The following is a 5,974-nucleotide window of genomic DNA, read 5'->3' on the forward strand; positions in this document are numbered from 1 at the left end:
CGTTTAAAAGAGTAGAAACACGAGCAAAACTAACACTAGTATTTTGGGATTTAAAAAAATATGAAAAGTTATATTCCACTGAACTTCTAACAGTGACGTTTTATACTCTATTTTTAAGTATTATTATTTATAGATATATAATCAAAGATTAAAACTAAAAGTTACACTGTAGTATTTGGTGTATAATTTTAGTATGGAGTTGTATTTTTTTATGACTGAATTAGATACATTGAAAGAAAACATGATTAGCGAAGACCATGAAGTTCGTCTAGAAGCATGTAAAGAATTAGTAGATTATCCTACAGATGCAATTGATATATTAATCAACACATTCACTGATAAAAATCCTCTTGTAAGATTTCAGGCAGCTAAATCCTTAGCTTCAATAGGTCAAGATTCTATTAAACCATTAATATCTGCACTAAAAAGTGATAATATTTTAGTTCAAAAATATGTTATTTTGGCTCTAAAAGATATTGGTGATGATACTGTAGCAAAAGAACTTATAAATGCTCTTGGTTCTGAGGATTTTGCTATTAGAAAGTTTGCAGCAAAGGCACTTGGGGAAATGGAAGTAAAAAGTGCGGTAGACCCTATTATTGAACTTTTAACTGATGATGATTGGGGTGTTAGAACGTCTGCAACAAAGGCTTTAGGTGATATTAAGGATAAAAAAGCTATTGATCCTATTAAAAAAGCACGAAGGGCAGCAACTGGTGATAAAGACTTTAAAAAGGTTGCAAACAAAGCTCTTAAAAAAATTGATCCTAAACCTAAGAAGAAAAAAGCTAAATCTAAAAAATAATATTACTTTTTTCCTATTTTTCATATTTTTTCTAAAATATCTTATTTTATCCTAACTATAGTGTATGTGTATTTAGTATATGGGGATTGTTTTTCTATAGAATGAAATATTTTTTTATAATTAAGAGCATGTAATAATTCTATTTTGTGTTTTCAACAAGATTTTGTTTTACTATGTTTATAATTATCAAATATTTTGTGTTGTTTTCTATAAGTATATTTAATAAAAAGATATACAATTAATAGGACAAATAATTGTCACATACTTAATTACTGGAAAAAAGAGGATATTTGTTGGATACTCATTAAATATTATTATAGTAAAATTTTTTTAGATTATTTTTATAAAAATGATTGATTTTTCATTTTTTTTGAATTTAAGATTAATATTTCTTTTTTTAGTTATGTTTATATACTTTTAAATTTAATATAATTTCATGGTGTAATTTAAATAGGGATTATATCTGATTATATATGTGTAATATATAATAAAGTAAGAGAGGTGATATTTTTGGTTAATAAACAAGGATTTATGTTTCTTTTTTGTACAGTATTCTTAATATTTGTAGCCTTATCAGCAGTAAATGCAACAAATATTAATGATACACCAACTACTATATCTTCAAATAGTGATATATGTGTAAATAATACAATTAGTATGAATACTTCAAAAGATAAATCCTACTTTAAAAATATAATAAAAAATCAAACAAATAAAAATATAAATAAAGATAATTTAATTAAAGAAAGTAAACAAGTAAATTCAAATAAAACCATAACATCCAACACACAAAAATCAAATACAAATAAAAAATCACTAAAAACTACAAATAACACATTAAATGTAGATACAAATGGTACTGAAACAGCTTATTTTTTTATACATTCAAATGGTGAATTACAAGAAAATATTACAGAAAAAGGAAATTCAACTGAATTTGCAGCAAGAAATTATATACCTCAGACATCTTCTGGTGGATCAAGTTTGACATGGGATGGAACAGTGAATATGTCACAGATTATAAATGATTGGCATATTAATAGTGCTTCTACTAACTGGGTAGTTGAAACCAAGGGACAATATGCTCTTAACAAATACATAATCAAAACACCAGATGGTCTTAAAACATTCCTAAAAGTAAATGATACAACTAAATATGTAAGTGAAAAACAATCAAAACAAATACTTAAGAATTTTTATCCTGATATGTACAGTAAATACTATAATAGTTCATATAGAATAATTGAAACAAATTATATTTACTTCCCCTACTCAATAAAAAGAGAAAAATATGATAAATTAATTCACATTGATGGAATTATAATTCCTTACTATGTATTTGAATTAATTCCAGGTCATGATAAAGATCCAATAAATAATATAACAAAAAAACCAAGTACAACCAAAGCAACAATATTAAATTCTACTTATAAAAATAGTAAATTAAATATCACAGTACTTGATGCTAATACAAGTGCAGTAATAAAAAATGGAACTGTATTTGTAACATTACCAAATGGAACAGAAGTAATGGGAGTAACTGACAATAATGGTAACGTAGTAATTCCAGTAGATTTATCTGTTGGTGAATATGAATTACCTGTAACATTTATGGGAAATGAAAATTATACAGTATCTAACACAACAGTATTAATAATTATCCAAAAAATATACACAAACATAAAAGTAGAAGCAACCAATACAAAGGTAAATAAAACAAACATAATCAAAGTAACACTTACAAATGGTAATGGTCTTGTTGGAGAAAAAGTAGTACTAACAATTGATGATAAAAAATACAATTTAATAACCAAAGAAAATGGAGTAGCAACATTTACAACATACTCATCTTCTATTGAAAGAAATAAGGTTTTAGTAACTGTAGAATACTTTGGAAATGAAAATATAGGATATGATTCCTGTATAAACAGTACAGAATTTAATGTAGAAAAATTAAATACAAAAATTACAGTAAATCAGATATCAAATGCAATAATAGGACAGAATATAACATTAACTGGTAATTTAACAGATGAATTTGGACACATAGTTTCTAATGAAAATATAGTACTATGTTTTGAAAAAGATAATAAAAATATTACAGTATCTACGAATTCAAATGGAACATATACATTCACATATAATGTATATAGAGAAGGATCTTTTGATGTAATCATATACTATTATGGAAATACAGCTCTAAATCCAAGTAGTATTGGATTTCATACTTATGTAGTAAAAATAAATACAAATATCACAGTAAATCCAGTGGCAAATACAACAGTAGATAAAAATGTATCAATAAAAGGTACACTCAAAGATGAATTTGGAAATATAATGCCAAATACAAACATTAAAATAAGAATAAATAATGAAACATATCAAGTAACAACTGATGCTCAGGGTGAATATGAATATATATACAAAACAACAATGGAAGATACTCTTGATGTAACTGTAGCATATCATGGTAACAATACACACAATCCAAGTATTATAAAAACATCATTCAATGTACGTAAACTAAATACAACGTTATCTATTATACCAAGTCCACCTTTAAAAGATGGAGATAAAATATATATAATGGGATATTTAGAGGATGAAAATAAAAATCCAATAGCAAATGCAACTATCACAATAACATTTGGAAATAAAGTATATAATGTAACAACTGATGATAAAGGAAAATATACTGCAATTGAAATAGCAAACAGTTCTATTCAACAGGGGGTGGTTGTAGAATATATTGGAGATAACAAATATGCTACCTCATTAAACAAGACAGAATATTATGTTGATAAAATATATACAAAAATATCAGTAAACAATATAGATCAAGTACCAGTAGGTTCAACAGTAACTATAAATGGTACACTTAAAGATGAATTTGGACATGTCTTGCCAAATACTCCAATAGAAATAGATATAAATGGTAAAACTATTCAATTTGTTACAGATGAAAATGGAAATTATGCATATAATTATACCCTATCTGAAATGAAAAAAGCAAGTGTATCAGTAAGTTATCTTGGAAACAGTACTTATTATTCTTCAGATGCTCAAACAGCAATCACAGTTCGTAAAATAAAAACAACAATAACTCTAGATCCAGTTAGTGATATACCTTATGGAAAAAACATAACAATATCTGGAATTTTAAAAGATGAATTTGGAAAACCACTTTCAAATGTAAACATATCTGTAGTAATAAATGGTGAAGTAAAAAGTAGTAATGTTACAACAGACAACAATGGAAAATATTCAATGAATGTTACTAAATCAAATGTTGGTATAAAAAATATTATAGTATCATATGATGGAAATCTAACACATTATGCATCATCAAACTCTTCATCATTAAATGTAACTACTATAAACACAACCATAACAGTAAATACTACACATAGTGTGAAAATAGGATCTTCAATTATTATAAATGGTGTACTTAAAGATGTATATGGAAATATTTTACCTAATACAGAAGTTATAATAGTTGTTAATGGAAAAGAATACACAATTATGACTAATAATGAAGGATACTATGAAATGCCATATACTACATATATTATAGGTTCAAGATTAGTTCTAGTGAAATACTTGGGAAACAGTACATATAATCCAACAAGTAATCAAACAAACTTCTATGTAAATCCTATAAACACAGCAATAACAGTAAGTACAAATTTAACTAATGGTAGTGTGAAATTTGGTCAAAGTATATTAATCAATGGTACAGTATATGATGAGTTTGGAAATATTCTACCAAATACTGAAGTTTCAATTATTATTGATGAAGAAACATACACAACAACAAGTGATGTTAATGGAAAGTATCAATTCATACGTAAAAGTCAATCAATAGGAATAAAAAAAGTAATTGTTCAATATAATGGAAATTATACTTATAATCCATCATCAAATGAAATATATTATACAGTAATACCATTAAATACTAAAATAGTTATAAATCATGTGGAAGATATAAAAATTGGATCTTCTACATATATTAATGGAACTATATATGATGAATTTGGTAATATATTACCTAATACTGAGTTAAGCTTTTTAGTAAATGATAATTTGGTGTATAATTTATCAGATTCTGAAGGAAACTTTAAATTTAAATATACTCCAGAAACTGCAGGAATAATTAATGTAATAGTGGGATACATTGGAAATTCTACTCATAATCCATCAGCAAACACTACCTCATTCAATGTAAATAAAATCAATACAAAATTAACAGTAACTTCTAATAATACTATAGAGATTGGAAAAAATACTTCAATTGAAGGTACACTTAAAGATGAATTTGGTCATGTTTTATCTAACTTCAATATAACACTTAATATTGGTGGTAAATTAGTAAATGTAACAACAAATGAATTTGGATATTATAAAACAACATTCATTCCAACACAAGAAGAAACAATTAGTATAATTGGATTTTATGGTGGTAATGCATTATATAATCAAGTAGAAAATAAAACAATAATCAATGTAACAAAAATCAACACAACCATCACATTAAATAACATAAAAACTACCACATATGGTAATAATGCACAAATAAGTGGTACATTAACAGATATTTATGGAAACATAATATCTAATGTAAATGTTACTTTAATGATTAATAATCGTCAAGTTATTGTAACTACTGATGAAAAGGGAGTATTTACATACACTTATAAAACAGATTTTGTGGATATAAATGAAGTCCAAGCTATCTATTATGGAAATGATACATATAAAATGAATGGGGATATAAAATATTTCTTGGTAGTTGGTATTGAAACATCAATTTCTATAAATGAAATAAAAAATACTACAATGTCCACACATGTTCTAATCAAGGGTACACTCAAAGATGAATTTGGAAATATCATGGCAAATACAAAAGTAGTTCTTACAGTTAACAATCAAATGGTATCTCTAGTAACAGATGAATTTGGACACTACACATATGATTACATAACAAATGTTCTGGGAACAAATGAGGTATATGTGATATATGAGGGTAACAATTCACATGATTATTCAACTAATGTAACTTCATTTAATGTAAGAAAAATAAGTTCAATTATAGATGTAAATAAAATATCTACAATAGTAATTGGAAATAATGTTACAGTAAATGGTACACTCAAAGATGAATTTGGAAAT

Annotated in this window: 2 protein-coding genes; both read left to right on the forward strand. The window is 25.5% G+C overall.

Going from position 1 to position 5,974, the window contains the following annotated elements; all coding sequences use genetic code 11:
- Positions 1-211: 211 nt before the first annotated feature.
- Positions 212-805, forward strand: a complete 594-nt coding sequence (locus BZ132_RS00840) for a HEAT repeat domain-containing protein (protein ID WP_286940145.1) — start codon at positions 212-214, stop codon at positions 803-805.
- Positions 806-1,315: 510 nt separating this feature from the next.
- Positions 1,316-5,974 (forward strand): carboxypeptidase-like regulatory domain-containing protein (locus tag BZ132_RS00845; RefSeq protein WP_286940146.1); only part of this gene is annotated, 4,659 nt, incomplete at its 3' end.

It is taken from the genome of Methanosphaera sp. DEW79 (assembly GCF_003266085.1).
Taxonomy (GTDB): domain Archaea; phylum Methanobacteriota; class Methanobacteria; order Methanobacteriales; family Methanobacteriaceae; genus Methanosphaera; species Methanosphaera stadtmanae.

Excerpts from the sequence above, each read along its gene's own strand:
- BZ132_RS00840 (WP_286940145.1), top strand. The coding sequence starts at position 212 with ATGACTGAATTAGATACATTGAAAGAAAACATGATTAGCGAAGACCAT.